The 25363-nt window shown below is 58.0% G+C and carries 24 protein-coding genes; 19 read left to right on the top strand and 5 right to left on the bottom strand.

Annotated features, from left to right (window positions below):
• Positions 1–2 precede the first annotated feature (2 nt).
• The 6 genes from AABB29_RS02220 (at position 3) to AABB29_RS02195 (ending at position 6261) form a co-directional block, all read left to right on the top strand.
• A complete protein-coding gene (locus AABB29_RS02220; protein ID WP_341369015.1) occupies positions 3–950 on the top strand; it encodes an iron chelate uptake ABC transporter family permease subunit in 948 nt (315 codons plus the stop codon).
• Positions 943–1884 (top strand): iron chelate uptake ABC transporter family permease subunit, encoded by a 942-nt coding sequence (locus tag AABB29_RS02215; protein WP_341368497.1) that lies wholly within the window; start codon positions 943–945, stop codon positions 1882–1884. Before AABB29_RS02220 ends, AABB29_RS02215 begins: the two co-directional genes overlap by 8 nt.
• On the top strand, positions 1881–2633 hold the full coding sequence (locus tag AABB29_RS02210) for an ABC transporter ATP-binding protein (RefSeq protein ID WP_373636753.1): 753 nt from the start codon (positions 1881–1883) through the stop codon (positions 2631–2633). The genes AABB29_RS02215 and AABB29_RS02210 overlap by 4 nt, the downstream gene beginning before the upstream one ends.
• Before the next feature lie 38 nt (positions 2634–2671).
• Positions 2672–3511 (top strand): tRNA 2-thiocytidine(32) synthetase TtcA, encoded by an 840-nt coding sequence (gene ttcA, locus AABB29_RS02205; protein ID WP_341368499.1) that lies wholly within the window; start codon positions 2672–2674, stop codon positions 3509–3511.
• Positions 3512–3857: 346 nt separating this feature from the next.
• Positions 3858–5444, top strand: coding sequence for a substrate-binding domain-containing protein (locus AABB29_RS02200; RefSeq protein ID WP_341368500.1), 1587 nt, complete (start codon positions 3858–3860; stop codon positions 5442–5444).
• Between the two features lie 211 nt (positions 5445–5655).
• The gene (locus tag AABB29_RS02195) at positions 5656–6261 is read left to right on the top strand and encodes an outer membrane lipoprotein carrier protein LolA (RefSeq protein ID WP_341368501.1); all 606 of its coding nucleotides are present in this window, start codon (positions 5656–5658) and stop codon (positions 6259–6261) included.
• A 55-nt stretch (positions 6262–6316) separates the two neighbouring features.
• On the opposite strand, the gene AABB29_RS02190 is transcribed toward AABB29_RS02195, so the two are convergent.
• Positions 6317–6907, bottom strand: coding sequence for a transglycosylase SLT domain-containing protein (locus AABB29_RS02190; protein WP_341368502.1), 591 nt, complete (start codon positions 6905–6907; stop codon positions 6317–6319).
• A gap of 75 nt (positions 6908–6982) precedes the next feature.
• Entirely contained in the window at positions 6983–7864 is an 882-nt protein-coding gene (locus AABB29_RS02185; protein ID WP_341368503.1) for an AEC family transporter, read from the bottom strand.
• 81 nt (positions 7865–7945) lie between these two features.
• Here AABB29_RS02185 and hspQ point away from each other — a divergent pair, with 81 nt between their 5' ends.
• Positions 7946–8272, top strand: coding sequence for a heat shock protein HspQ (gene hspQ, locus AABB29_RS02180; protein ID WP_341368504.1), 327 nt, complete (start codon positions 7946–7948; stop codon positions 8270–8272).
• A gap of 85 nt (positions 8273–8357) precedes the next feature.
• Positions 8358–9131, top strand: coding sequence for a peroxide stress protein YaaA (gene yaaA, locus AABB29_RS02175; RefSeq protein WP_341368505.1), 774 nt, complete (start codon positions 8358–8360; stop codon positions 9129–9131).
• On the opposite strand, the gene AABB29_RS02170 is transcribed toward yaaA, so the two are convergent.
• Positions 9128–9961, bottom strand: coding sequence for a DUF2927 domain-containing protein (locus AABB29_RS02170; protein ID WP_341368506.1), 834 nt, complete (start codon positions 9959–9961; stop codon positions 9128–9130). The genes yaaA and AABB29_RS02170 overlap by 4 nt on opposite strands.
• A 139-nt stretch (positions 9962–10100) precedes the next feature.
• On the bottom strand, positions 10101–11276 hold the full coding sequence (locus tag AABB29_RS02165; protein WP_341368507.1) for an acetyl-CoA C-acyltransferase family protein: 1176 nt from the start codon (positions 11274–11276) through the stop codon (positions 10101–10103).
• A gap of 178 nt (positions 11277–11454) precedes the next feature.
• Here AABB29_RS02165 and AABB29_RS02160 point away from each other — a divergent pair, with 178 nt between their 5' ends.
• From AABB29_RS02160 to AABB29_RS02120, 9 genes are all read left to right on the top strand, one after another.
• Entirely contained in the window at positions 11455–11820 is a 366-nt protein-coding gene (locus AABB29_RS02160; RefSeq protein ID WP_341368508.1) for a glyoxalase, read from the top strand.
• Between the two features lies 1 nt (position 11821).
• Positions 11822–12409 (top strand): hypothetical protein, encoded by a 588-nt coding sequence (locus tag AABB29_RS02155; protein WP_341368509.1) that lies wholly within the window; start codon positions 11822–11824, stop codon positions 12407–12409.
• Entirely contained in the window at positions 12406–13017 is a 612-nt protein-coding gene (locus AABB29_RS02150; RefSeq protein ID WP_341368510.1) for a hypothetical protein, read from the top strand. Before AABB29_RS02155 ends, AABB29_RS02150 begins: the two co-directional genes overlap by 4 nt.
• A gap of 64 nt (positions 13018–13081) precedes the next feature.
• Positions 13082–13738, top strand: a complete 657-nt coding sequence (locus AABB29_RS02145; protein WP_341368511.1) for an ABC transporter ATP-binding protein — start codon at positions 13082–13084, stop codon at positions 13736–13738.
• Positions 13735–16125 (top strand): FtsX-like permease family protein, encoded by a 2391-nt coding sequence (locus AABB29_RS02140; RefSeq protein ID WP_373636752.1) that lies wholly within the window; start codon positions 13735–13737, stop codon positions 16123–16125. Before AABB29_RS02145 ends, AABB29_RS02140 begins: the two co-directional genes overlap by 4 nt.
• Positions 16115–17140 (top strand): lipocalin-like domain-containing protein, encoded by a 1026-nt coding sequence (locus AABB29_RS02135; RefSeq protein ID WP_341368512.1) that lies wholly within the window; start codon positions 16115–16117, stop codon positions 17138–17140. The genes AABB29_RS02140 and AABB29_RS02135 overlap by 11 nt, the downstream gene beginning before the upstream one ends.
• Positions 17133–17690 (top strand): pyridoxamine 5'-phosphate oxidase family protein, encoded by a 558-nt coding sequence (locus tag AABB29_RS02130; RefSeq protein ID WP_341368513.1) that lies wholly within the window; start codon positions 17133–17135, stop codon positions 17688–17690. The genes AABB29_RS02135 and AABB29_RS02130 overlap by 8 nt, the downstream gene beginning before the upstream one ends.
• Before the next feature lie 24 nt (positions 17691–17714).
• On the top strand, positions 17715–19811 hold the full coding sequence (gene selD, locus AABB29_RS02125) for a selenide, water dikinase SelD (protein ID WP_341368514.1): 2097 nt from the start codon (positions 17715–17717) through the stop codon (positions 19809–19811).
• 34 nt (positions 19812–19845) lie between these two features.
• Positions 19846–21246: a VOC family protein gene (locus AABB29_RS02120; RefSeq protein WP_341368515.1), complete on the top strand. Its 1401-nt coding sequence runs from the start codon at positions 19846–19848 to the stop codon at positions 21244–21246.
• Positions 21247–21286: 40 nt separating this feature from the next.
• On the opposite strand, the gene mnmH is transcribed toward AABB29_RS02120, so the two are convergent.
• Positions 21287–22345 (bottom strand): tRNA 2-selenouridine(34) synthase MnmH, encoded by a 1059-nt coding sequence (gene mnmH, locus AABB29_RS02115; protein WP_341368516.1) that lies wholly within the window; start codon positions 22343–22345, stop codon positions 21287–21289.
• Positions 22346–22531: 186 nt separating this feature from the next.
• On the opposite strand from mnmH, the gene AABB29_RS02110 reads away from it, so the two are divergent.
• Together AABB29_RS02110 and AABB29_RS02105 are read left to right on the top strand one after the other, a co-directional pair.
• A complete protein-coding gene (locus AABB29_RS02110) occupies positions 22532–24130 on the top strand; it encodes a thiamine pyrophosphate-binding protein (RefSeq protein WP_341368517.1) in 1599 nt (532 codons plus the stop codon).
• The gene (locus AABB29_RS02105; protein ID WP_341368518.1) at positions 24117–25334 is read left to right on the top strand and encodes a CoA transferase; all 1218 of its coding nucleotides are present in this window, start codon (positions 24117–24119) and stop codon (positions 25332–25334) included. The genes AABB29_RS02110 and AABB29_RS02105 overlap by 14 nt, the downstream gene beginning before the upstream one ends.
• Positions 25335–25363: the final 29 nt, after the last annotated feature.

The following is a 25363-nucleotide window of genomic DNA, read 5'->3' as shown; positions in this document are numbered from 1 at the left end:
ATATGCTGATTTGGGCGGGCCTTGTCGGGCTCGCCCTTTTGTCTTTTCTATCCCTCTTTGTGGGGGTGATTGAGCTATCCGTCGGCGATATCTTTACCGATCCTGAAGGTCTGCAATTGCTGGCGATCAGCCGCTTTCCGCGAACCGCCGCAGCACTGATTTGCGGGGCGTCTTTGGCGGTAGCCGGGGCCGTGATGCAAATGCTGGTGCGCAACCGCTTCGTTGAACCGATGACCGCAGGTACAGGGCAGGGGGCTGCGCTGGGTATTTTGATCGTGACAATGGCGCTGCCCACGGCGTCTATTCTGACCAAAATGGCGCTTGCGGCTGTGACGGCAATGGCAACCAGCCTTGGCTTTCTGGCGATTGTAAACCGGTTGCCGCCCACCCAGCCCCTGCTGGTCCCGCTTGTGGGGCTTGTCTATGGTGGGGTCATCGGGGCGGCGGTGACATTTGTCGCCTATCAAGCAGACCTGCTGCAATATATCGGCATTTGGATGAATGGTGAGTTTTCTGGCGTGCTACAAGGGCGGTATGAGCTGCTTTGGCTGGCCGCCGGGGTTGCTGTTTTGATCTACTTTGCTGCCGATCAATTCGCGATTGTCGGGTTGGGCCGGACGGCTGCGATCAATCTTGGACTGAACCATGGGCAGGTTGTCTTGCTGGGGCTGGTGGGGATATCAATCGTCGCGGCGCTGACGGTCACGACGGTTGGGATGATCCCTTTTGTGGGGCTGATCGTGCCCAATGTTGTCTCGCGTCTGGCGGGGGATAATCTGCGCCGAACCTTGCCGCTGATCGTGATCCTGGGGGCGTTCTTGACACTGAGCGCCGACATTATCGGACGTCTGGTCCGGTTTCCTTTTGAGATCCCCGTGGGCACCGTTCTGGGCGTCATCGGGGCGGTGTTGTTCTTGTGGCTGCTTTATCGAAAGCCGCAGCATGGCTAGGCGGCTTTGGATCATGGCCATTCTTCTGGTGCTCTGTTGTATCGCTTTCATGGTGCTGGGCGCACGCGGATCATGGAGCTTTATTTTACCCTTCCGGGGGACAAAGCTGGCTGCGCTGATCCTTGTGGGGGCAACCGTGTCGACCGCAACAGTCCTTTTTCAAACCATCAGTCAAAACCGGATCTTGACGCCATCCATTATGGGATTTGATGCGCTTTATGTTCTGCTATTGACGGCGTCCGTCTTTTTTCTGGGGGCGATGACCGTGGTGCAAATCCCCCCTTATGTCAGCTTCATTGTAACCGCAGGGGCGCTGACATTGGCTGCGCTGGCCCTGTTCGGGACGCTTTTGCACCGGGCACGGGGTGATCTTTTGCGCATGATCCTGACAGGGATCATCTTTGCGGCTCTTTTTCAATCATTGACCAGCCTCTTGCAGCGGATGATCGACCCCAATGAGTTCACGGTCATTCAGGTTGCCTCTTACGCGCGGTTCACCCAGATTGAGAAAGATTTGCTGGGCATATCCGCCCTGATCGCTGGCGCCGCGCTGGGGCGTGCATGGTGGATCAGGCACCGGCTTGATGTTCTGACGCTTGGCCAAGACAGCGCAACCACATTGGGCGAGCCGCCGCGCCCACTTGAACTTGAGGCGCTGATCCTGATCGCTGTGCTTGTTGCCGTCTCAACCGCATTGGTGGGGCCAGTGGCCTTTTTGGGGCTGTTGGTTGTTAGCCTCGCCCGGCTCATCACGCCCACTGAAAGACACGCGATTTTGCTGCCAAGTGCCGGGCTAATCTCGGCCATTACCTTGGTCGGGGGACAGACCGTGATGGAGCGTGCGCTGGGGCTTTCAACACCCCTGTCAGTCGTGATTGATTTGCTGGGCGGGGCGATCTTCCTCATCCTGTTGTTAAAGGGGACCAGACGATGATCCGCGTGCAAGATGTGTCTTATGAAATTGATGGCACCCAAGTTCTGACAGATGTCTCGGTCGATATTGCAAAGGGTGGGATCACGGCGTTGATTGGCCCAAATGGGGCGGGGAAATCGACGTTACTTTCCCTGATCGCGCGGCTGCAACAGCTGCAAAACGGGGCGATCTGGGTCGATGACATGCAGATCGGCAATTGTGCGGACCGGGTGCTGGCCCAGCATTTGTCGATCCTGCCGCAAATGGCCGCGCAGACCCCGCGCCTGACCGTGCAAGAACTGGTCGCATTCGGGCGCTATCCCTACCACCGTGGGCGTCCGGGCGCCGAGGATGACGCACAAGTCGCCCGGGCCTTGCAGGTTTTTGAGCTGTCGGAGCTGGCGCAGCGGCCGCTTGAGGCGCTATCGGGTGGCCAACGCCAGCGCGCGCAGATCGCGATGATTTTTGCGCAGGATACCGATTACGTGCTGCTGGATGAGCCGCTGAACAATCTGGACATCGCGGCCAGTCGATCGTTGATGTGGACCTTGCAGCATATGTGCCGCGACCATGGCAAAACGATTGTGATTGTCCTGCATGATATCAACGTCGCCAGCCGCTATGCCGACATGATTGTCGCCATGAAGGGGGGGCAAATCGTCCGCCACGGCAGCCCGACGCAGATTGTAGATGCCGGGCTGGTGCGCGATGTCTTTGGCACCGATGCGCCGGTGGTTGAGGTAAATGGCGAAAGATTGGTGATGATCTAGCCCTAGGCAGGCTTCGCGCATTCTGGCATATCGCAGCTATGCTTGATGAAACTGAAATTCACCCGCTCTTTTATGGTGCGCCGTCAACGACCGAGTTCAAGAAGCTCCGCAAGCGGATCGTGCGCTACGCGCGCGAAGCGATTGAGCAATATGGCATGATCGAACGCGATGCAAAATGGCTGGTGTGCCTGTCGGGTGGCAAGGACAGCTATACTCTGTTGGCGGTTCTGTATGAATTGAAGTGGCGCGGTTTGCTCCCGGTTGAGCTTTTGGCCTGCAATCTTGATCAGGGGCAGCCGGGTTTTCCCGCAACCGTTCTGCCCGCGTTTCTGGAAAAAATGGGTGTGCCGCACCGGATCGAATATCAGGACACCTATTCAATCGTGATGGATAAAGTGCCGCAAGGCCGCACTTTCTGTGCGCTCTGTTCGCGATTAAGACGCGGAAATCTCTATCGTATCGCGCGTGAAGAGGGCTGCTCTGCCGTCGTTCTTGGGCATCACCGCGATGATATTCTGGAAACCTTCATGATGAACCTCTTTCATGGCGGACGGCTGGCGACGATGCCGCCCAAACTGCTGAATGAGGAAAAAGATTTATTCGTCTACCGCCCGCTCGCCCATGTGGCCGAGGTGGATTGCGAAAAATTTGCACAGGCGATGAACTACCCCATCATCCCATGCGATTTGTGCGGAAGCCAGGACGGCCTTCAGCGTCAACAAGTTAAGCAAATCCTTGATGGATGGGAAAAAAACAGCCCCGGGCGGCGGCAAGTGATGTTCCGGGCGTTGATGAATGCACGCCCCTCACATTTGTTGGATCCCAAGCTATTTGATTTTGCCGGGTTGGTCGCGAATGAAGGCAACGACTCGGCCTGAAATTTCGTGATGTGATAGGTGAATGTATCTTTTGGCTGCGGCCGGACGGTATTGCGCAGGTCACGCATGGGGCGATGTTTTGGCGGAAAGTTCGCTTGAAAACTGTGCTTTTGACCAAGAAACCACCAAAATTCTTTGAAATGATGCCGATCCGTGATTGTTATGCGCGTTTTTGGGTGTAGTCTCCTTTGAAATTGGGTTGTCCCAATGGGTATTGGTTCCAGGACATTTTTCGATTGTAACACTAAATGCAGATATTTGCTGTGGTGTGTTGCGCGGATCGTCCAAAGTTATGATTGTTTTGACCGCCCGTATGCCGACTGAAGACTGGAGTTAAGATTAAATAATGCTGCGAAATGTCATCCCATTCCTGCTGTGTACTGCTGCGCCGACGGCGCTCTTGGCACAGCAAGTCGAACTTAGATCCTCTGATGCGTTTATCAGCGTAGCCGGTGAAATTGTTGGTTTTAACGGCGTAATGGTGTCAGTCGACACGCTGGTGGGGCAGGTCAGTGTCCCCGCCTCAGAAGTGATCTGCTACGGCGAAGGTTGCAGCGCGATCTTGGCAAGCAACAATTTTGGGCTGACTGCAGATGATTTTGAAGATGTGGTCATTGCCGAAGCGGTGATCCTTGAAGACCTATCCGATGATTATGTGATCAGCTTTGCATCGCCTTCCTTCAATACACTCTACCGGACGATTGCGGGTGCGTTTGCAGTGTCGAATGAAACAACGTCCACCGTTGCTTTGACTGCGGCAGGGCAAATGTCGCTCCAGAATGACACGGGTAATGAAACTGCGACCGTGGCGCTGGCGACAGGCAATGCCGCTTCGGATTTGCGCGTTGCGACCCAGTCTCTTCGGGGGGCGCAATCGGCTGCATTTACAGCATCTGGTGGATGGGCGACAACGTCCACACCGCCATATCAGCTTTTGGGGCTTGATGCTTTTGCGGTGATCATTGCGGCAGATGTTGCGGTTGACATGATCACGATGGACCAGTTGGCAGGCATCTATGCTGGTGAAATCACCAATTGGTCGCAGATTGGCGGGGCGGACCAGAATATCTTACCGTTGCAGCTTCCGGTGGATTCGCCACTCCGCTCTGAACTGATCACATTGGTGATGGAACCTGCAGGCAAATCGATCAGCAACAGCATCCTGACAATGGGCGATGAGACCAGCATCGCGGGCTCCGTGGGGCAATTTCCGGGCAGCATCAGCGTTGTCAGTCTTGAAAACGCCGATGGTAGCAACATTGCCGCGGTCTCTGGCGCCTGCGGGGTCCCGGTGACGCCGAACGCTTTCAACATCGTCTCAGGGGATTACCCGCTCGTGCGGCCGATCATGGCGACATATGACCGGGCGCCGAATACATCGTTGGTGACCGAACTGTTTGACTTCGCGACCTCGGACACCGCGCAGGAACTTATTGCACGCGAAGGCTTCGTCGATGGGACTGCATTTGCCCAAGACGGTGACGCCAAAAGCGCGCGGCTGGGCAGCTTGCTGAACGCAGCACTCAACGAGGATGCGCGCGCAACCGCCGCCGAAATGTTTGAACTTCTCTTCGCAAGCGAGCGTTTGTCGCCCAGCATGGTCGGTGGGCCAACCAGTGGGCCGGAAGCAGCGTGGAACCGGGCGATGATGCTTGATCTGATTGATCTGGTGGCAGACGGCGGATTTGCGGGGCGGAACATCTATTTTGTTGGTCTCGGGGATGGCGCAGCCGGCGGCGAGGCCGCACGTCTGGCATCCCAGCGCGCTGCAGCTGAAATAGAGGCCGCATTTCGTGAAATCGCCGGGGATGTGATCGGGGATAATGATTTGACCTTGTCGTCCTATGGGTTTGGCGGGCTGGCACCGGCAACCTGCTATGAAAGCCAGACTTCGGGCCCAACGCCAACCCGGGTTGAGGTTTGGGCGCGCTAGATCGCCAAACATCGCAAAACCTTCAAGCACCCCGGCCCATCCGGGGTGTTTTCTTTGGGTCTTGCCTCTAGGAATGCCGCTATTTTTAAGGCTGCAACTACCCAAGATATCAAGAAACAACGGGCGTGATATCGCCTAACATCGGCATGCGTGCTGTTGTGAAACATGTCCAAGGGGTGCAAACATCCCGCCAAATACATAGGTAAGGCAAATGAGCAAACGTATCCTCTTTATGGTGCTGACCATGGCGCTCGCGATCTATGCGGGCGCTGCGTCGGCGCAACAATTATCGCTGGGGCAGTTGTCCCAATATCTCAACCAGTTGCAAACCGCGCAGGGTGGGTTCACGCAAATCAACCAAGATGGCACGATTTCGACCGGGCAGATCTATATCAAGCGGCCGGGGCGGATCCGTTTTGAATACAATGCGCCCAATGACGCGCTTGTTATGGCCGGGGGCGGGCAATTGGCCGTGTTTGACCCACGTTCCAATATTGGGCCGGACCGCTATCCGCTTAATCAAACCCCGCTTGGGATCATTCTTGAGGCGAATGTTGATCTTAACCGGGAACGGATGGTGACGAATATCGTCTCAGATGGGACAACAACGACCATTACGGCGCAAGACCCGGACAACCCGCAATATGGGAATATCAAGCTGGTGTTCACGGCCAACCCGGTTGAGCTGCGTCAGTGGATCATCACAGATGAACTGGGCACCGAAACCACAGTTATTCTGAACGATCTGGAAACCGGCGGTGCGATCGGCGACATCCAGTTCAATATCGTCGCTGAGATGCGGCAACGCGGTTATTAGACGTCGCACGCCAGAAATCAGAAAAGCCCCGGATCAAACATCCGGGGCTTTTTTGTTACAGCCTGCCGCAGGATTGCAGCTGTGTGGCATAAAGGGCTGCGCGGGCTTCGACCTCTCCGGCGATCCGGATCAGCCAGCTTTTTGAACGCCATGTGCCGCGGTTAAACCCGGTTCGGCCATCATGATATGCCAGATATTGGTTGCGGGTGTCTGTGATTGGCACGCCCGTCTCTTCAACGGTCTGGATCATGTACCAGCCCATGAAATCGGTGGCATCGTCAATATCTTCGCGGCTGGCACGGCGACCGCCAACTTCGTCCTGGTACTCCTTCCAGGTGCCGTCCAGCGCCTGCGAATAGCCCAATGCGGATGATTGCCGACCAATCGGAATGACACCCAATGCATATTGATGGGGTGGGCGGTTGTTCCCAATGAATTTGCTTTCCTGATAGATGATCGCCATCAGCGATGGGACCGGGACGCCATAGCGGCGCTCAACCCGGCGGAAAGCCCTTAGGTATTCGGGGCGCTCAGACACGATGCTGCAGGCGTCGTCCAGATCACGCGGGGCGGAAAAATTCCCCGAACTTGATCCGCAACTGCCAAGCAACAGCACACATATCATGGCGCGAAAGAAACTGCTCATCTGCCTCTCGCTTATCTTTGTTTTTTGTCATCATAACCGGAACGGCAGGCGCTGGGAATCCCAAACCGGTGCAGGTTAGATCACAAATGCAAGGATCAGCGGTAAAGCGATGACCGATAGCAAGGTTGAGGCGACAACCAGCCCAGCGACGGGCTGCGCATCCGCGCCGTATTTTTCGGCCAGTAGATAGGACGTCACAGCAACCGGCGTGGCGACCTGCACGATTAAAACGGCAGCAGCGACAGGCTCAAGCCCAAAGAATGTGGCCGCAAGCCATGCCGCGCCAACGCAGATCACCACCTTGATCAGCGACAGAAAACCCGCCAGCGCCATCGCCTTGGTTTCCAGGCGGGCGACGGCCACGCCGAGGGTAATCAGCATCAAGGGAATCGCCATCTGTCCAATCAGATCGATAGTGTTGGTCAGGAACTCCGGAGTCTGCCATCCCTGCCACAAGAAAACGCCGCCCAGCAAAGTGGCGGCGACCAGCGGTTCTTGGATCACACGTTTCAGCGATCCGCGCCCAGCGACGATCCAAATGCCGATGGTAAAGGACAGCATCGCCATCACAGCAAAGACAACGACGGCATAGCCCAGTCCAACCTCGCCAAATGCAAAAAGCGCCAGCGGCAGGCCAAGATTGCCCGTATTCCCGAAGATCAGCGGCGCAAGAAAGGTTTGAACGTCAAGGCGCATCACTTTGACCAACGCGAAACAGGCAATCATTACAATCCCGTATGCGCTCAGCGCGGCAAGCGATAATGCTGCTAAGGCTTCAGGCTCAGCCTCGATCCGCATGAGGGCGACAAAGATCAGACAAGGGACCGAAAGGGTCATCGCCATGCGGGTGACAAACTCAACCCGGTATTCAAAGCCCAGCTTGACCCAAGCAAACCCAACGGCGGCCAACAGGAACACGGGTGCCGTAATGTTCAGCACTGTCAGGGCGAGGTTCACAGACTGTTTCCTTCAATTCGGGCGTTTGGGCATAGACTTTGCACCTGCAGCACCCATATGCTAGGGGCAAGGCAGAGACAAATGTTCAAAACGCACGCCAAATATCATCTGGGGCAAATCGTACGCCACCGTAAACATCCTTTCCGGGGTGTTGTGTTTGACGTGGATGCAATGTTTTCGAACACCGATGCCTGGTATGACGCGATTCCCGAAGACAGCCGGCCCGAAAAAGACCAGCCGTTCTATCATCTGCTCGCGGAAAACGACCAAAGCTTTTATGTGGCCTATGTCTCCGAACAGAACCTGGTTGCCGATCACTCGGGCGAGCCGGTCGATCATCCCGATCTGGACGACCTTTTTGGGCCGTTTGAAGACGGGCAATATCCCCTGCAGGTACAGTTGAACTAAAGGACCTGGTGTTTGCGCGCCGGGGTCTGGTCAACGCGGTTCAGCGTGTTAAATCCTTGTCGGAGCCCCGAAAAGGAAATTGCGCATGCTTGTTGTCGTCTCTCCCGCAAAATCACTTGATATGGCGCCGGTGGATATCACCGCGACCCAGCCCGATTTTCAGGAGGATGCGGTGCGGCTGTCGAAGACAGCGCGCAATCTGACATTGGGACAACTCAAAGACCTGATGGGCATTTCCGATGATTTGGCACGGCTGAACCGAGACCGGTTCAAAGCCTTCGCTGCCGATCCGGCGCCTGAGACGACCAAGCCCGCAGCGCTTGCCTTTAACGGGGACACCTATCAGGGGCTTGAGGCCAAGACCCTGTCCGAGGATGATCTGACTTGGGCGCAGGACCATCTGCGGCTGCTTTCAGGGCTTTATGGGCTGCTGCGACCGTTGGATGCAATCCAGCCTTACCGGCTTGAAATGGGCAGCAAACTAAAGACGCGCCGGGGCAAATCGCTTTATGACTATTGGGGCGACACCATCGCCAAAGCACTGAACACGCAGGCCGAAGCGGTGGGAACGGACACGCTGATCAATTGCGCCAGCCAGGAATATTTCGGCGCGGCGGACCGCAAGGCTCTGAAACTGCGGGTGATCACCCCGGTTTTCATGGAGCTAAAGGATGACAAGCCGCGGATCGTCAGCTTTTTCGCCAAACGGGCGCGGGGGGCGATGGCGCGCTATGTGGTGGTGAACCGGTTGCAACAGGCCGATGATATCAAATCATTTAATACCGGCGGCTACAGCTTTGACCCCGACCTGTCGGAAGGGGACAAATGGGTGTTTTTGCGGGATTATCCCGAAAGCTAAGGCTGAACGGCAACCTCGACCAATCCCATGGGGGCGATGGATAGGAAAAGATCGGCGACCTTTTCTGCATTATCCCCGGGCGAGACTTCGGTGCTGTAAAGCGCCTCAAGCAGTTGAAAATCGGGGTCGCGGTTTTGGCGCACGGTGCCAGTATTGTCGAAGGTGAAAACGGATGACCCTTGCGAGTCGTTAAGCAAGCCCAAGGTCTGCATGAACTCTTCATAAATGCACTCGGCAACGGGGGTCTGGGCATCTTCGTTGTTGATAAAGATGAACCCGGCGCGCAACTCGTCATTCTTGGACATCAGATTGAAATAACAGCGGGTCTCGCCCCCTTCGGCAAATTGGCGGCTCAGCCTTTTGGTGCTTTGGGTCAAGGCGCCAAATGTGATGCCGTTTTCAAGCCCGGTCAGAAAGATAAAGATGCTGCCGGTAACGGACAGATCGTCGCCTTCAGTCTCGCCCTGAAACAAGGCACGAACAATAGAGCCCTCAACACCGTTGAAATCCCGGGTTGGCATACGGAATTGGGTGTTTCCGGCCAGACGGCGGTTAAGCTGGGTCATATCGAAAAACTCAACCTCGCCAACGCCCGGAAAGTTCGGGATGCGCGCATTGACCATATCGACAAGGCCATGGATCAACTCACGATGGGGATCACCATCGTGAATGATGGTCAGTTTGGGCGGATAGGCCCAACGGCGCACAGTCCCGGTTTCAGACGCGACAATGTCGACGACCTGCTCATAGATCGGCTTTTCCTGCGCTTGTAGGGCAGGTGATGAAAAGCACAGAATTGATAGTGCGAATAGTCTCAGAATCGGCGGCATGGCGTCTCTCTTTGTCAGTCGCTATATCCACCCCCACGCGTTCATTATTCGTGCATAAACGTCAAAAATCGACCGGTTTGTTGCTCAAATTGCGGCAGCAGGAAAACAGGCTAATTTTCGTGTTCTGCGGGCAACAGGTCTAGATCCGTTCAATCGCCAAGGCGATCCCTTGCCCGCCTCCAATACACATCGTGATCAAGGCGCGCTTGGCGCCTGTCCGTTCCAATTCATACATGGCTTTGACCGTGATGATTGCGCCTGTTGCCCCGACCGGGTGGCCCAAGGCGATGGCGCCGCCATTCGGGTTCACTTTGGCCGGATCAAGCCCCAGCTCTTCTGTAACGGCCAGGGCTTGGGCGGCAAAAGCCTCGTTCGACTCGATGACGTCGAAATCAGCTGCGGTCAGACCGGTCTTTTCAAACAGATTGCGGACCGCCGGAACCGGGCCGATGCCCATCACTTCGGGGCGCACACCGGCATGGGCATATCCAAGAACGCGGAATCTTGGGCGTAGCCCGGCTTTCTCAGCCGCATCTGCGGTGGCCAGAACAATCGCCGCCGCACCGTCATTCAGGCCCGAGGCATTGCCCGCTGTCACCGTCCCGTCTTTTTGAAAAACGGGGCGCAGGGCAGCAAGGCCGTCAGCGGTTGTTGCCTTGGGATGCTCGTCAGTGACGAAATCAACCATGTCGCGGCGCTGCTTGACCTGCACAGGAACGATCTGGCTCTCGAAATGGCCCGCAGCAATGGCCGCCGCCGCCCGCTCTTGGCTTTGCAGGGCAAAGGCGTCCTGATCCTGCCGGGTGATATCGTGTTCGCTCGCGACGTTTTCAGCCGTGACACCCATATGGCCGGTGCCAAAGGGGCAATGCAGCGCACCCAGCATCATGTCTTGGGTGCGGATATCGCCCATCTTCGCGCCCCAACGCTGGTCCGAAATGATAAAGGGCGAACGGCTCATATTTTCGGTGCCGCCCGCGAGGCCAAATTCAGCATCGCCCAGCATCAGCGATTGGACGACCGACACGATCGCCTGCACACCCGATCCGCAAAGGCGGTTTACATTCATCGCCGGGGTGGTGTCGGGCACGCCCGCATTCATTGCTGCGACACGGCTGACATACATGTCCTTTGGCTCGGTATTGATCACATGGCCCATGGCAACATGACCAATTTGCGCCGGGGCAAGATCAGCGCGGGCCAATGCGGCCTCAGCAACGACAGAGCCCAGCGTAATCGGCGAGGTCCCAGATAACGCGCCGCCAAATGTTCCAATCGCTGTGCGTGCGCCTGCCAAGATGACAATATCAGTCATAAGTTCCTCCCGATTAACTTGTCTGAAAGATATCGGTTTGTGCGCAAACAGACAGTAAAACGTCACGGCACGACTTGAAAATCAGCCGGGTCAACCTCAAATGTATACCAACGTATACAAACAAATAGGGGGACAGTATGTTGAACGACAATCACAATTTGCGAAAGCGGCGCGTCGGGTGATTGTCGGCCTCGACCATATCCAAATCGCCCTTCCAGCAGGCTCCGAGACGATCATGCGTGCGTTCTATTGTGATCTGCTGAGGCTTGATGCGTGCCCAAAACCAACAGCGCTACAAGGGCGCGGCGGTTTTTGGGCGCAAGGGCCCGGGATTGATGTGCATTTTGGTGTCGATCCTGACTTTCAACCGGCGCGCAAAGCGCATCCCGCTTTTATTGTCAAAGACATCCACGCATTGCACAGCCTGTTGACCGCGCGCGGCCACACGCCAAAATGGGATACAAGCTTGCCCGATGTAACGCGGTTTTTCGTCAATGACCCCGTACAAAACCGCATCGAAATTTTAAAAGAAGACCCGAGTTGACATGAACGATATGACCTTTGAAGTGATCTTGCCCTTCGCCATTTTGGGGCTCGCACTGCTTTTTGTTCTCATCATTTATCTAAGACGGCGGGTGGACCGGTCCTTTTACAGTTTTGACTGGCGCCCTGCGTTATTTGAAACATTTCTGCGGCGCAAAAGCCTTTATGACGACGTGCCGCGCAGGCGGCGCGGCCCCGATATGGCGTTTAGTGCGGGGCGTGATCCGGCCCATCAAAACACGCGGCTCCGGCAGGTCTTTATTCCGATGCCGCCGGAACATGACGCCACCTTGCGCCAGTTCTACCTTGGTGAATTGGGGCTGATGGAAATGCGCGCGCCCAACGCTCATCTGGAACAAGACGGTTTCTGGGCCATCACCGGCACACGCCAGGTCTATTTTGGAACGATGCCGGATTTCCCCGTCGACCGCAGCGAATTGCCGACATTCTCGGTAGAGGACCTGCGCGGTGCGTCTGAACGTCTCGCCGCATTGGGGTACGAGACGATGCTGGATCGCAGCAACCCATATGTTGACCGGCTGATCGTGACCGATCCCATCGGAAACGAGGTTGGATTGATTGAGCGATGATCGAAGCGCTTTTTGACAGTCTGGCGCCGGTCACAGGGCATCCAGTGGTCGATTTTATCCTGGCCATGCTGACCATTGCGGTGGGGTTTGTGCTCATGGGCCTCAGATTTGTTGCTTCAAACGCGCGCGGGTCCGTTTATCGGCTTGTCACGCGCGGGCCGCGACATGACCAGACCCGGCTAAGCACGACGATGGATGATCTGCGCTGGGATGGGCAACCGTACGACCATCAGGACAATACCGAAAACTGGACGGGGCGGGGGCTGCGGCAGATCCCGGTGCCAATGCTGCCCCAGCATGAGGCCGAGATGCGCGGTTTCTATCTGGATTTGCTTGGCATGGTCGAAATGCGCCCACCCGATGGGGCGGATGCAGCAGATGGGTTCTGGGCGGTTTGCGGCACACGGCAGGTTTATTTTGGACGCCCCGAAAACCCCTACCAAAAACGGGCAGAGCCGCCGGCTTTTGTCTATCCCGGCCTTGACGCGGTCGCGATCCGGTTGACGGACGCGGGTTGGAATGTGCGTTGGGATAACGAACGGGACTATGTGCGCCGTTTGCTTCTGACCGACCCGGCGGGCAACCAGATCGCACTGATCGGGGCCTGATTTCGGGTTTGGGGCGTTTCCTTTAGGGCACGGCGTGTTACCTCTTGGGCAAATGCGAGGGGCCATGCTGTTAGACGTTCAAAACATCCACAAAACCTATCAAAGCGCGGACGGGCCCTCTGCGGTCCTGCGCGGTGTCGGACTGTCGCTTGCAGCGGGGGAAACACTGGCGCTTACCGGGGAATCGGGCAGCGGGAAAAGCACGCTTTTGCACCTGATCGGGGGGCTTGATACGCCCGATCAGGGGCAAATCCTTGTGGATGGGCAGGATATCGGGGCGATGGATGACAATGGGCGGGCGCATCTGCGGCGGGGCACATTGGGCGTCGTGTTCCAGCAGTTCAACCTGATCCCCAGCTTGCGGGTGCGGGACAATATCGCCTTTCAAGCACGGCTTGCGGGACAACATGACGCGCAGTGGGCCGGAACGCTCGCCGATCGGATGGGGCTGGCGGACCATCTGAACAAATACCCCGAACAGCTCTCCGGGGGGCAACAACAACGGGTGGCCATCGCGCGGACATTGGCACCCAGACCGCGGCTGGTTCTGGCGGATGAACCAACCGGCAACCTGGATGAGACAACGGCAGCAACGGTCATGGATCTGATGCTTGAACTGGTGCGTGAAACCAATGCGGGGCTGCTGATGGTGACACATTCGGAAAACCTGGCCGGCCGGTTGTCACGCAGGCTGCATCTGCGGGCAGGTCTTGTTGCATGACCAGACCCGTCTTGCTGGCCCTGCTGTCGCATTGGTGGCGCAACCCCTTGCAGCTTTTCACGCTTTTGGCGGGGCTGGCGCTGGCAACGGCACTTTGGTCAGGTGTGCAAGCCGTCAATGCCGAAGCTCGGGCCAGCTATGATGCAGCCGCAGCCACCTTGGGCGAGGGGCAATATGACCGGCTGCAAAGACGCGATGGACAGCCAATGGCGCAAGCCACCTATGTCCAACTGCGGCGGGCAGGCTGGCTTGTCAGCCCGGTGGTGCAAGGGCGGCTGAACAGGGTGCGGATCGTCGGGATTGAGCCCCTGACAGCACCCGGCGGGATCGGTCCGGATCCGGCAAGCGGTACCGCTGAACTGGATGATTTTCTGGATGCGGACGGGGTGCTTTTTGCCGCCGAAGAAACCGCCGAAAACCTGCAGGATTTTGATCTGCGGGTCATCATTGATGCAGACACGGCGCCCGGGACGGCGATTACCGATATTGGGGTGGCGCAGCGGCTGCTGCAAAAAACAGGGCAGATCGACGCGTTGATCGTGCTGCCCGATCAACCCATCACCCAGGTCCCGCTGGCGGAAATTGCACCGCAACTGATCCGGCAACCGGCGCAAGGGGGGACGGATATCGGCAAGCTGACGGATAGTTTTCACCTGAACCTGACGGCGTTTGGAATGCTGTCCTTTGCGGTGGGGATTTTCATCGTGAATGGGGCCATCGGATTGGCCTTTGAACAAAGACGGCCCGTTCTGCGCAGCCTCCGGGCGCTTGGCGTGCCCCTAGGACGGCTGATCGCGCTGATGGTGGCCGAGCTGATGTGCTTCGCGCTGCTGGCGGGTGGGATCGGGGTGGCGCTGGGCTATGTGATCGCGGCGATCTTGCTGCCCGATGTGGCTGCAACGCTGCGGGGGCTTTACGGGGCGGATGTGTCCGGCACGTTGCAGCTGCGGCCCGTTTGGTGGCTATCTGGACTTGGCATCGCCGTGGGGGGCACTGCGCTGGCGGCCAGCGGGGCGCTGGTCAATCTGGCGAAAATGCCGCTTCTTGCAGCGGCGCAGCCACGGGCAATGGCCATGGCAGCCGGGCGACGGGCGCGGCTTCAGGGCTATGTGGCAATGGGGCTTTTAACGGTGTCAGTTGCACTCATGTTCACGGCCAAGGGGCTGATCGGAGGCTTTGCATTATTGGCGACACTGTTGATCGGGGCGGCACTGGCGCTGCCACTGATCCTTGATCTGGTGTTGGCGCAGAGCAGCCGGATGGCGAAATCGATCACCGCTGAATGGTTTTGGTCGGACACAAGGCAGCAACTGCCCGGACTGTCTTTGGCATTGATGGCATTGCTTTTGGCGATGGCGGCCAATGTGGGGGTCTCGACAATGGTGTCCAGCTTCCGGCTGACCTTTGTGGACTTTCTGGATCAGCGGCTATCATCTGATCTTTACGTCAGGCCCGAAAACTCAGAGCAGGCAGACGAACTGGTCGCCTTCGCTGGACCACGGGTTGATGCGATCATTCCGCGAAAGCGGGTGGAAATCCAAATCGCGGGGCAACCCACGGATCTTTACGCAGTGCGCGATCACAGCAGTTACAGGGACGGTTGGACCTTCCTAGAGCAGTCTGAAAACCCGTGGGATACGACATTCGCAGGCGAGACGATCCTGATCAATGAACAGCTTTTGCGGCGGGCCGGGCTGGGGATCGGCGATGCGGTTGCGGTAGGGGGCGTGTCCTTCACGGTGGCGGGTGCTTTTGGGGATTACGGCAATCCCATTGGGCAGGCTTTGATTGGCGAGGCCGTTTTCACGCGGCTTTATCCCGATATCAGCCCAGATAATTTCGGGCTATATCTTGATCCCGATACAGTTGATGATTTTGTGGCCGACATGGCTGCGCAGACCAGTCTTTCGGCGGGACAGACGATCAACCAGGCGAATATCAAAGCCTTTTCGCTGGGCGTCTTTGAACGGACCTTCACGGTGACCACGGCGCTGAATATCCTGACGCTGGCCGTGGCAGGTTTCGCCATTTTAATGAGCCTTCTCACGCTGGCAACAATGCGTATTCCGCAATTGGCACCGGCTTGGGCGATGGGTATGACCCGGCGGCGGATCGGTCAGTTGGAACTGCTGCGGGCCATTATATTGGCCGTGCTGACCGCCGTGATTGCCCTGCCGCTTGGGCTCATCCTGGCCTGGACATTGCTGGCCATCGTCAATGTTGCGGCTTTCGGGTGGAAATTGCCGCTCTACTTTTTCCCGGCAGATTATGCACGGCTTGGTGTTTTTTCGCTGCTGGCCGCAGCGCTTGCGGCGCTCTGGCCTGCGCAGCGGCTTGCGCGCACGCCGCCTGCTGAATTGCTCAAGGTGTTTTCCAATGAACGCTAAAATCCTGCTTTTGTTTCTTTGGCCGATCAGCGCCGCAGCACAAGGCTTTGCCGGGCTCGGAACAGGTGTCGATGGTTTCGCGCGGCCCGAGCGGGGCTATGCCTTTGCTTTTCCGGCCGATCACGGGGCGCATCCTGAATTCAGGATCGAATGGTGGTATCTGACCGCAAACCTGACAGCAGATGACGGCACTGCCTATGGGCTGCAATGGACCTTGTTTCGCTCAGCTGCGGCACCGCAGACGCGCGACGATTGGAGCTCGCCGCAGTTTTGGATGGGGCACGCGGCTGTCACGACACCCGACCAGCACTACGTCAGCGAACGGCTCGCGCGGGACTGGGTGGGGCAGGCCGGGGTGACAGCAGACCCGTTTGAGGCATGGATTGATGATTGGGTTCTACAGGGCGATTGGAACAGCCTGCGGATGACGGCCAGTGGCAGTGATTTTGCCTATGACATGACGCTCACAGCGCAAGGGCCTTTGGTGTTTCACGGCGATGCGGGCTATTCAGTGAAATCAGCCTCGGGGCAGGCCTCTTACTATTACTCCCAACCGTTTTTTGAAATCGCAGGCACATTGACCTTGCCAGAGGGGCCGGTTGCGGTCAGCGGCGCGGCATGGCTTGACCGGGAATGGTCCTCGCAACCTCTGGCGGACAATCAAACCGGTTGGGATTGGTTTTCCTTGTCCTTTGAGACAGGCGAGAAACTGATGGGGTTCCGGCTGCAGCAGACCGATGGGATGCATTATACATCGGCAACGTGGATCAGCCCAGATGGGACGGCGACACCCTATGAGGACGGGGCGCTACGCGCGACGCCTTTAGCGCAAAACGCAGCAGACGTGCCCATTGAGTGGCGGGTTGTGCTGCCACAGCGGGATCTGGATGTGACCGTCACTGCGATCAATGAAAATGCATGGATGACCACCGTGATCCCCTATTGGGAAGGGCCGGTGACCGTGACAGGCAGCCATGAGGGTACAGGATATCTTGAGATGACAGGCTATGACTGATTGGTTCGAAACCCAAAGCGGCTTGCTGGACAAAATGTGGACAGTCCTGACCCAGGGCGTGGCCGACGCAAAACACCCCGCGCGCCGGCCGACCTTTGCAACGGTGGGGGGCGATGGCTGGCCCGAAGCACGCACGCTGGTGCTGCGATCAGCAGACCGGGCCGATGCGGCGCTGACGCTGCATACCGATGTAAATTCGGGCAAAATGGCCAGTCTGCGCAGCACCCCGCGCGCAGCGTTGCATATCTGGGACGCGACGCTTGATCTGCAAATCCGGCTGCAGGCCGAAGTAACGATTGAAACCGGGGCCAGCACACGGGCGCTTTGGGACCAGATCCCAGACCACGCGCGGCAATCCTATGGGGTTGTGCCCGCGCCCGGGACCCGGCTGGCACAGGCGCTGGACTATGTGAAAAAGCCAGGTCCGCATTGCTTTGCAGTGCTGCATTGCGCGCTTTGCACAATCGATCTGGTGCATCTGGGGGCGCAGCACCGGCGGGCGGGCTATTCACGTGCGCGTCATTGGCAAGGGCAGTGGCTTTCGCCCTAAGCATGGGGCGGATAGAACAAAGCCATGACTGATTTTCCCTTCACGCGTGATCTTGTTCTTATCGGGGGCGGGCATAGCCATGCGCTCGTGCTGCGGCAATGGGGGATGAACCCGCTGCCAGGGGTGCGGCTGACGGTGATCAACCCCGGGCCAACGGCGCCCTATTCAGGGATGCTGCCGGGGTTTGTGGCCGGGCATTACACGCGGGATGAATTGGATATCGACCTGGTGCGGCTGGCGCGGTTTGCGGGGGCGCGGCTGATCAACGGATATGCGACCGGGATCGACCGGCAGGCAAAAACCATCAGCGTCGCGGGGCGGCCGGCGATTGGGTATGACGTCACAGCGGTGGATGTGGGGATCACCTCGACAATGCCGAACCTGCCGGGATTTGCAAAACATGCAATTGCGGCCAAACCATTGGGCATCTTCGCCTCGCGCTGGGATGCGTTCCGGGCGACGGCAGACAAACCGCAGATCGTGATCATCGGTGGCGGGGTTGCAGGGGCGGAACTGGCGATGGCCATGGCCCATGCGCTGCGCGGCAAAGGGCCGGTGATCCGGCTGCTTGACCGGTCGCGGGTGCTCAGCGCGTTGGGGCATAAAGCACGCGAACAGATGCTGCAGGCGCTGGGTGCGGAAAAGGTTGAGATCATCGAAGACGCCGAAGTGTCCGAGATTTTCGGCCAAGGGGTGCTTTTGAAAGACGGGCGGAGGATCGAAAGCGATTTCACGACGGGGGCGGCAGGGGCCAAACCACATGACTGGATCGGCCAAACCGGGCTTGCACTGCATGAAGGGTTCATCACGGTCGACGCAAATCTGCAATCAAGCGATCCGAATATCTTTGCGGTCGGCGATTGCGCACATCTCAGCTTTGACCCAAGGCCCAAGGCGGGGGTCTATGCGGTGCGCGAAGCGCCGGTGCTGTTTGATAATCTGCGGGCTGTGCTATCGGGCGGGGATATGCGGCCCTACAAACCGCAACGGGATTACCTCAAGCTGATCTCGCTGGGGCGGAAATCGGCACTGGCAGAAAAATTCGGCACCGCCCGGCACGGGCCGCTGCTTTGGAAGCTCAAAGATCATATCGATCGCAAATTCATGACGCAGTTTGATACATTACCGATGATGGAGCCACCGCAAATCCCGCGCACCGCCGCGCTTGGGGTGCATCAAGCGGTCGACAAGGCGCCGCCCTGCGGTGGGTGCGGGGCCAAGGCGGGGCGCAACGCGCTACGTAATGCCTTGGGCAGCCAATTTGGCGATGATGCGGCACTGGTGCAAAAGGGACAGGTGATCAGCACCGATCACCTGCCCGCGCTTACAGATGATCCGGTGTTGATGACACAGATTGCCGCGATCCATGCGCTGGGCGATATCTGGGCAATGGGGGCCAAACCGCAAGCGGCTACGATCAACATCATCCTGCCGCGGATGACAGCTGCGCTTCAGGAACGCAGCCTGCAAGAGATCAGCGCGACAGCGAATATGGTGATGGAGCAAGCCGGGGCGCAGGTTGTCGGCGGGCACACCACGCTGGGCGAGACGATGACAATCGGTTTCACCATCACAGGGCTGACCAAAGCGCCGATTGGGCTTGATGGGGCCGTGGTTGGGGACGCGCTGATTCTGACGAAGCCCATTGGCAGCGGCACGATCATGGCCGCGGAAATGACCGGGCGCGCGCGCGGGGCGGATGTGATCAGCTGTTTTGACCAGATGATGCAACCCCAAGACAAAGCGGCCGAGATTTTGGCCAAAGCCCATGCAATGACGGATGTAACCGGCTTTGGGCTTGCAGGCCATTTGCGGGGGATTTGCGATGCCTCTGGGGTTGGGGCGGTGCTGGATCGGGACACAATCCCACTGATGGACGGCGCCCTTGCACTGTCGGATGCAGGCGTGCGGTCCAGTCTTTTTGAAGACAATAAAATCGGGGCAGGGCCCATCGATGGGCTGGAATGTGATCTGCTATACGACCCGCAAACAGCGGGCGGCTTGCTGGCGGCGCTGCCGCAAAAAACGGCTGAAACAGCTCTGAAGAAATTGCAAGAGGCGGGGTATAGCGCTGCAATTATTGGCGAAATCGTTGCCGGATCCAGCCTGCGACTACGCTAATGCCGGATAGGTCATTGACGCGGAGGAGCAGCGCATGCATCGCTATGCAAAGCTGGCGCGCCACTCAATGAAGAAGATTAAGATGCCCCAATTTCATCACCCTAACGATATCCGCAGCCTGTTCTCGCAAGCCATGTCAGACATGTATCGCGATGAGGTGCCGCAATATGGCAGCCTGATCACATTGGTGCGTGATGTGAACGCCGCCACCCTTCAGGCTGACCCCGCATTGCGGGCCCAGCTTGCGGCAGCCGGTGAATTGGATCGTTTGGATATCGAACGGCACGGTGCAATCCGGCTCGGCACGGGCCAAGAGCTGCGCCTGATCCGGCGCATGTTCGCTGTGATGGGGATGCACCCCGTAGGCTACTATGATCTATCGGTGGCGGGCATCCCCGTGCATTCCACCGCTTTCCGCCCGGTTGATGAACACGCGCTGCAACGCAACCCGTTTCGGGTGTTCACCTCTCTATTGCGGCTTGATCTGGTCGCCGATCGTGCTTTGGCCGCCAAGGCTGAAGGCATCCTGCGCGGGCGGCAAATCGTCACCGATCGGGCGCAAGACCTGATCGCCACCGCCGAGGCCCATGGCGGTCTGACCCAAGATGAAGCACAGGCCTTTGTACGCGAGGCGCTTGAGACTTTCCGCTGGCATGCCGACGCCACAGTTGACGGGCAGACCTATGCCGATCTTGTTGCCGCGCATCGCTTGATTGCCGATGTGGTCAGCTTCAAGGGCCCGCATATCAACCATCTGACGCCGCGCACGCTGGATATCGACGCCGTTCAGCGGGAAATGCCAGCGCGCGGTATCGATCCCAAAGCGGTGATTGAGGGGCCGCCGCATCGCAAGGCTGCGATCCTGCTGCGGCAAACCTCGTTTAAGGCGCTCGAGGAACAGGTGACCTTTCAGGGTCAGCCCGGGCATCACACCGCCCGCTTTGGCGAGATTGAACAAAGGGGCATCGCCCTGACGCCCGCAGGCCGTACGCTTTATGATCAGACATTGGCCAAGGCCCGTGCTGATGCAGCAGGGGGCGGCGATTATGTGCAATGTCTCACAGCGGCTTTTGCCGATTTCCCCGATGATGATGCGGCTTTGCGCGAACAGGATCTGGCCTATTTCCGCTACCGCGCGGCTGGTACGTTTCAGGGCAAAGCGGCATCGATTGCGGCCCTGATTAGATCCGGCGCGCTGGCGGCTGATCCGCAAATCTATGAGGATTTTTTGCCCGTCTCTGCGGCGGGAATTTTCCAGTCAAATCTTGGGGCGGATGATCAATCAAACTACGCCGCCAATGCAAACCAGGACGCGTTTGAGGATGCGTTGGGCGCGAAGGTGATCGATGAAATGGCGCTTTATGCGGAAATCCAAAACGCCTCTTTGGTGCGGGCTTTGCAGGCCCTGGGCCAGGGGCATCTGATCCCTTCCTAGGCGTGGCAGCAATACAGGATCTGTACAGCTTCTGTACGCATTATGTACATGCATGTTGTACCTTAGCGGCGATCACATCTGCCGCCTGTTCCTGGCCCGCATCATCAAGGCTTGGCACGGTAATTCTGGCCAGCACATCGCGCGGCTTGGCATGGCGTGCCTTGTGATAAGCGGGGTCGTAATGCTCTTCTGCTAAGGCTCTGGAAAGGCGAAGCAATTCGCCTTCCGTAGATAGGCTGATCCAATGATCGACAGCCGCATGACCGCGCAAATGACGCAATGGTTTCAGCCTCTCGGCCAGGCTATCAGGATCGGCAATCACATCGTGATAAGCCCCGGCCAGATAGGCAGCCCGCGCGTCAAGCGGGGCATCCAAAATGATCCGCGGCGCCCCAATCATCGCCGCCCAAAGCATCGGCGGCAACACCAGCCGCCCGATCTTGCTGCTCTCGGCTTCGACGATCACGGGGCGGGTGGGGTCGAGCGCGTTCAGCGCGACTGCGAGCGCCGTTTCAAAGCTTTTCTGCGCGGGTTGCCCGCCGGGACATGCGCCCAAAAGTGAGCCGCGATGATTGGCGTGTTTTTCAAGGTCGAGCACCTGCAAACCCCGTGCCTTTAATCGCGGCAGGATCGCTGTTTTGGCGGTGCCGGTATAGCCGTCTAGAAGGGTTAATTTATGATTTAAATCAATATCATAAAGGGATCTATGCACAAGGCGGCGGAAGCTTTGATAACCGCCCTGGATGGTCTGGGCGCGCCAGCCGATTTCGGACAAAAGCGTGCCAAATACGCCCGATCGCTGCCCGCCGCGCCAGCAATAAACCAGCGGGCGCCAGCTGCCGTCTTTGTCCGATAGCGGTCCGTCGATATGGTTTGCGACATTGCGGATCACCATGCCCGCACCGATTTTGCGGGCGTCGAAGGGGCTGATTTGCTTGTAAATCGTGCCGACTTCAGCCCGCTGCGCATTATCAAGCGCTGGCAGATTGATGGCGCCGGGGATATGATCCTGGGCGAATTCAGCCGGTGAGCGGACGTCAATCACCGTATCAAACCCATGGGTCAAGAGCGCGTTCAGGTCTGGAAATGTGATCGGCATGGGATTTGGGATAACCGGGCCGCAACGCTGTTTCAAGCCGTATGCACGGCGTACATATAGCGTACAGAACCTGTATGTACGCACTCTGGTTTGGAATTTGTTACAGGGCATAACCTTCTCGTATGTCCGCTTGTCTTGCCCCAAACCATCGGGCATGGACGGGAAGGCAATCAGGAGAATTCAAAGATGCGTGCAGCCGATGTCGTCGCAAAAAGGCTCTATGAGCAGGGGTGCAGATGGGCGTTTGGGATGCCCGGCGGCGAGGTTCTGACACTGCTGGATGCGCTGAACAAAGTGGGCATCCGTTTTGTTCTGTGCCGACACGAAAACGCAGCTGGTTTCATGGCCGAGGCGACATATCACCGGACGGGCGCGCCCGGGATTTTGCTGGCCACGGTTGGCCCCGGCGCGCTGAATGGCATCAATGTCGTTGAAAACGCCCGTGAAGACCGCGTCCCGCTGATCGTTCTTGCAGGCTGTGTCGATCCTGAAACGGCACAGGTTTACACCCATCAGGTGCTTGACCAAACCCGCGTCTTTGAGGCTGTCACCAAGGCCAGTTTCACCCTGAATGCAGGCGCGGCTGATGTGATCATCGACAAGGCTGTTGGGATCGCGACCGAGGGCCGCCCGGGTCCGGTGCATATCGATGTGCCCATTTCGGTTGCAGATGCCCCATCCAAAGGCGGCGATGTGCTGCGCCGCGATACATTGCCGATGATGCCTGCTGGCACGGGGCTCGAGGCGGCGCGGGCGCAGCTGTCTGCGGCCAAGAACCCGTTGATTATTGCCGGTGTTGATGCAGTTTCAGACGCTGGCGCAAAGGCGGTGCAACTGGCCGCTGAACGGCTGAATGCACCCGTTATCACGACCTATAAGGCCAAAGGTTTGCTGCCCGAAGATCACCCCTTGGCGCTGGGCGGTGCTGGGCTTTCGCCGAAAGCTGATGAGATCCTGCTGCCGCTTGTGCGCGAAGCCGATGTGATCCTGGCGATTGGCTATGATCCGGTTGAGATGCGCATCGGCTGGCAATCCCCATGGGATCCAGAGCGGCAGACCATTATCGATATCACCGCGGCGCCGAACCATCATTACATGCATCACGCGACCCATAGTTTCATTGGCGATTGTGCGGCCTCGGTGGCGGCGATCCTGCCCGATCAGACCAGCCAAACCTGGGCGGGGGATCAGGTTGCGCAGGCGAAATCGGCCCTGGCCAGCACATTTGCGGCAGATGACGCTTGGGGCCCTTCGCAGGCCATAGCCGTGTGCCAAGAGGTGTTGCCAGCGGATACTTTGGCGACCGCCGATAGCGGTGCGCATCGTATCTTGCTAAGCCAGATGTGGACCTGCCGTTTTCCGCGCGCACTGACCCAATCTTCGGGGTTTTGCACCATGGGCTGCGCGGTTCCGCTGGCCATTGGCACCCAATTGGTCGAACCGGACCGCACGGTTGTTTCCTTCAGCGGTGACGCCGGTTTCCTGATGGTCGTGGGCGAGCTTGCAACAGCCGCCGAGAATGACCTGCGTACCATTTTTGTGGTCTTTGACGATGCCTCGCTGGCGCTGATCGAATTGAAACAACGCGGCCGCCAGATGACCAATGTTGGTGTTGATTTTACCGGCAGCCAGATTGCCGCAATCGGACGCGCCTTTGGTGGGCAGGGCATCGATGTGTCGAATGCGGATCAGTTGCGCGATGCGCTTGAGGCCGCCAAAACCGCCGATACATTCACTGTGATTGCGGTGCAAATTGACAGGCAAGCCTACGATGGAAAATTCTGACGCGCCCCATGCCGGTGCCCTTGCGGGGGTGTTGGTTCTGGACCTGAGCCGGATCCTTGCAGGCCCGACCGCGACCCAGCTTTTGGGTGATTTGGGCGCCACTGTGATCAAGATTGAAAATCCAAAAACCGGCGGTGACGACACCCGCAGCTGGGGTCCGCCCTATGTGGATGTTCCCGATGGCGACAGTGATCTAAGCGCCTATTTTCTGGCTGCAAACCGCAACAAATTCTCGGTCGCGGCGGATTTGTCGACCCCGAAAGGGCAGGTATTGGTCAAGCGGATTGCGGGCCAAGCCCAGATCCTGATTGAAAATTACAAACCCGGCGGTCTGGCAAAATACGGGCTGGATTATCCGGCGCTGCGCGCGTTGAACCCGGGCCTTGTGTACTGCTCAATCTCGGGGTTTGGGCAAGACGGCCCGCACCGGGACCGTCCGGGTTACGACCTGATGGCGCAGGGCTATGGCGGGATCATGTCGTTGACCGGTGCGCCGGAAGGCCCGCCCATGAAAGTGGGTGTCGGCATCGCCGATGTGATGTGCGGCATGTATGCCGCCGTTGGCATGTTGGCCGCTTTGCGCCATGCTGAGGCCACCGGCCAAGGCCAGCAGATTGATCTGTCTTTGGTCGATAGCCAGATGGCCTGGCTAATTAATGAAGGCACGAATTATCTGACGTCGGGCCAGCGCCCGGAACGCCGTGGCAACGGCCACCCAAATATTGCGCCCTATAATGTTTTCGCAGCAAGTGATGGCCATCTGATCCTTGCGGTGGGAAATGATACCCAATTTCAGGCCTTTTGCCGAATTTTTGCACGCAAGGACCTGGCTGAAGACCCGCGTTTTGCAACAAATCCGCTGCGATTGCAGAACCGTGTTCCGCTGGAACAGGCGATTTCTGAAACATTTGCAACCAAAACCGCAGATCAGATCATCACCGCATTGGCGGAAAATGGCGTGCCTTGCGGGCCAATTCACACGGTTGATCAGGCCCTGCGATCAGAACAGGCACAGGCGCGCGGGGCTGTTGTCAAGGTTCCTGCGCCCGATGCGGCACCTGGATTTGTCGAATTGCTGGGGAATCCACTCAAATTGTCCGAAACGCCTGTTCAATATGCAAAATCTCCACCCCGCTTTGGTGCAGATAGCGCAGTCATAGATGCGCTGCTGGCGCAACATGCGAAAAGCCGCTCATCACGATAGTTTCATCCCGCCTCACCTTTTCGCGATCT

The sequence above is a fragment of the Yoonia sp. BS5-3 genome, from assembly GCF_038069655.2.
Classification (GTDB): domain Bacteria; phylum Pseudomonadota; class Alphaproteobacteria; order Rhodobacterales; family Rhodobacteraceae; genus Yoonia; species Yoonia phaeophyticola.
The sequence above is the reverse complement of the archived record's forward strand: the minus strand, read 5'-3'. Positions and strand labels throughout refer to the sequence as shown.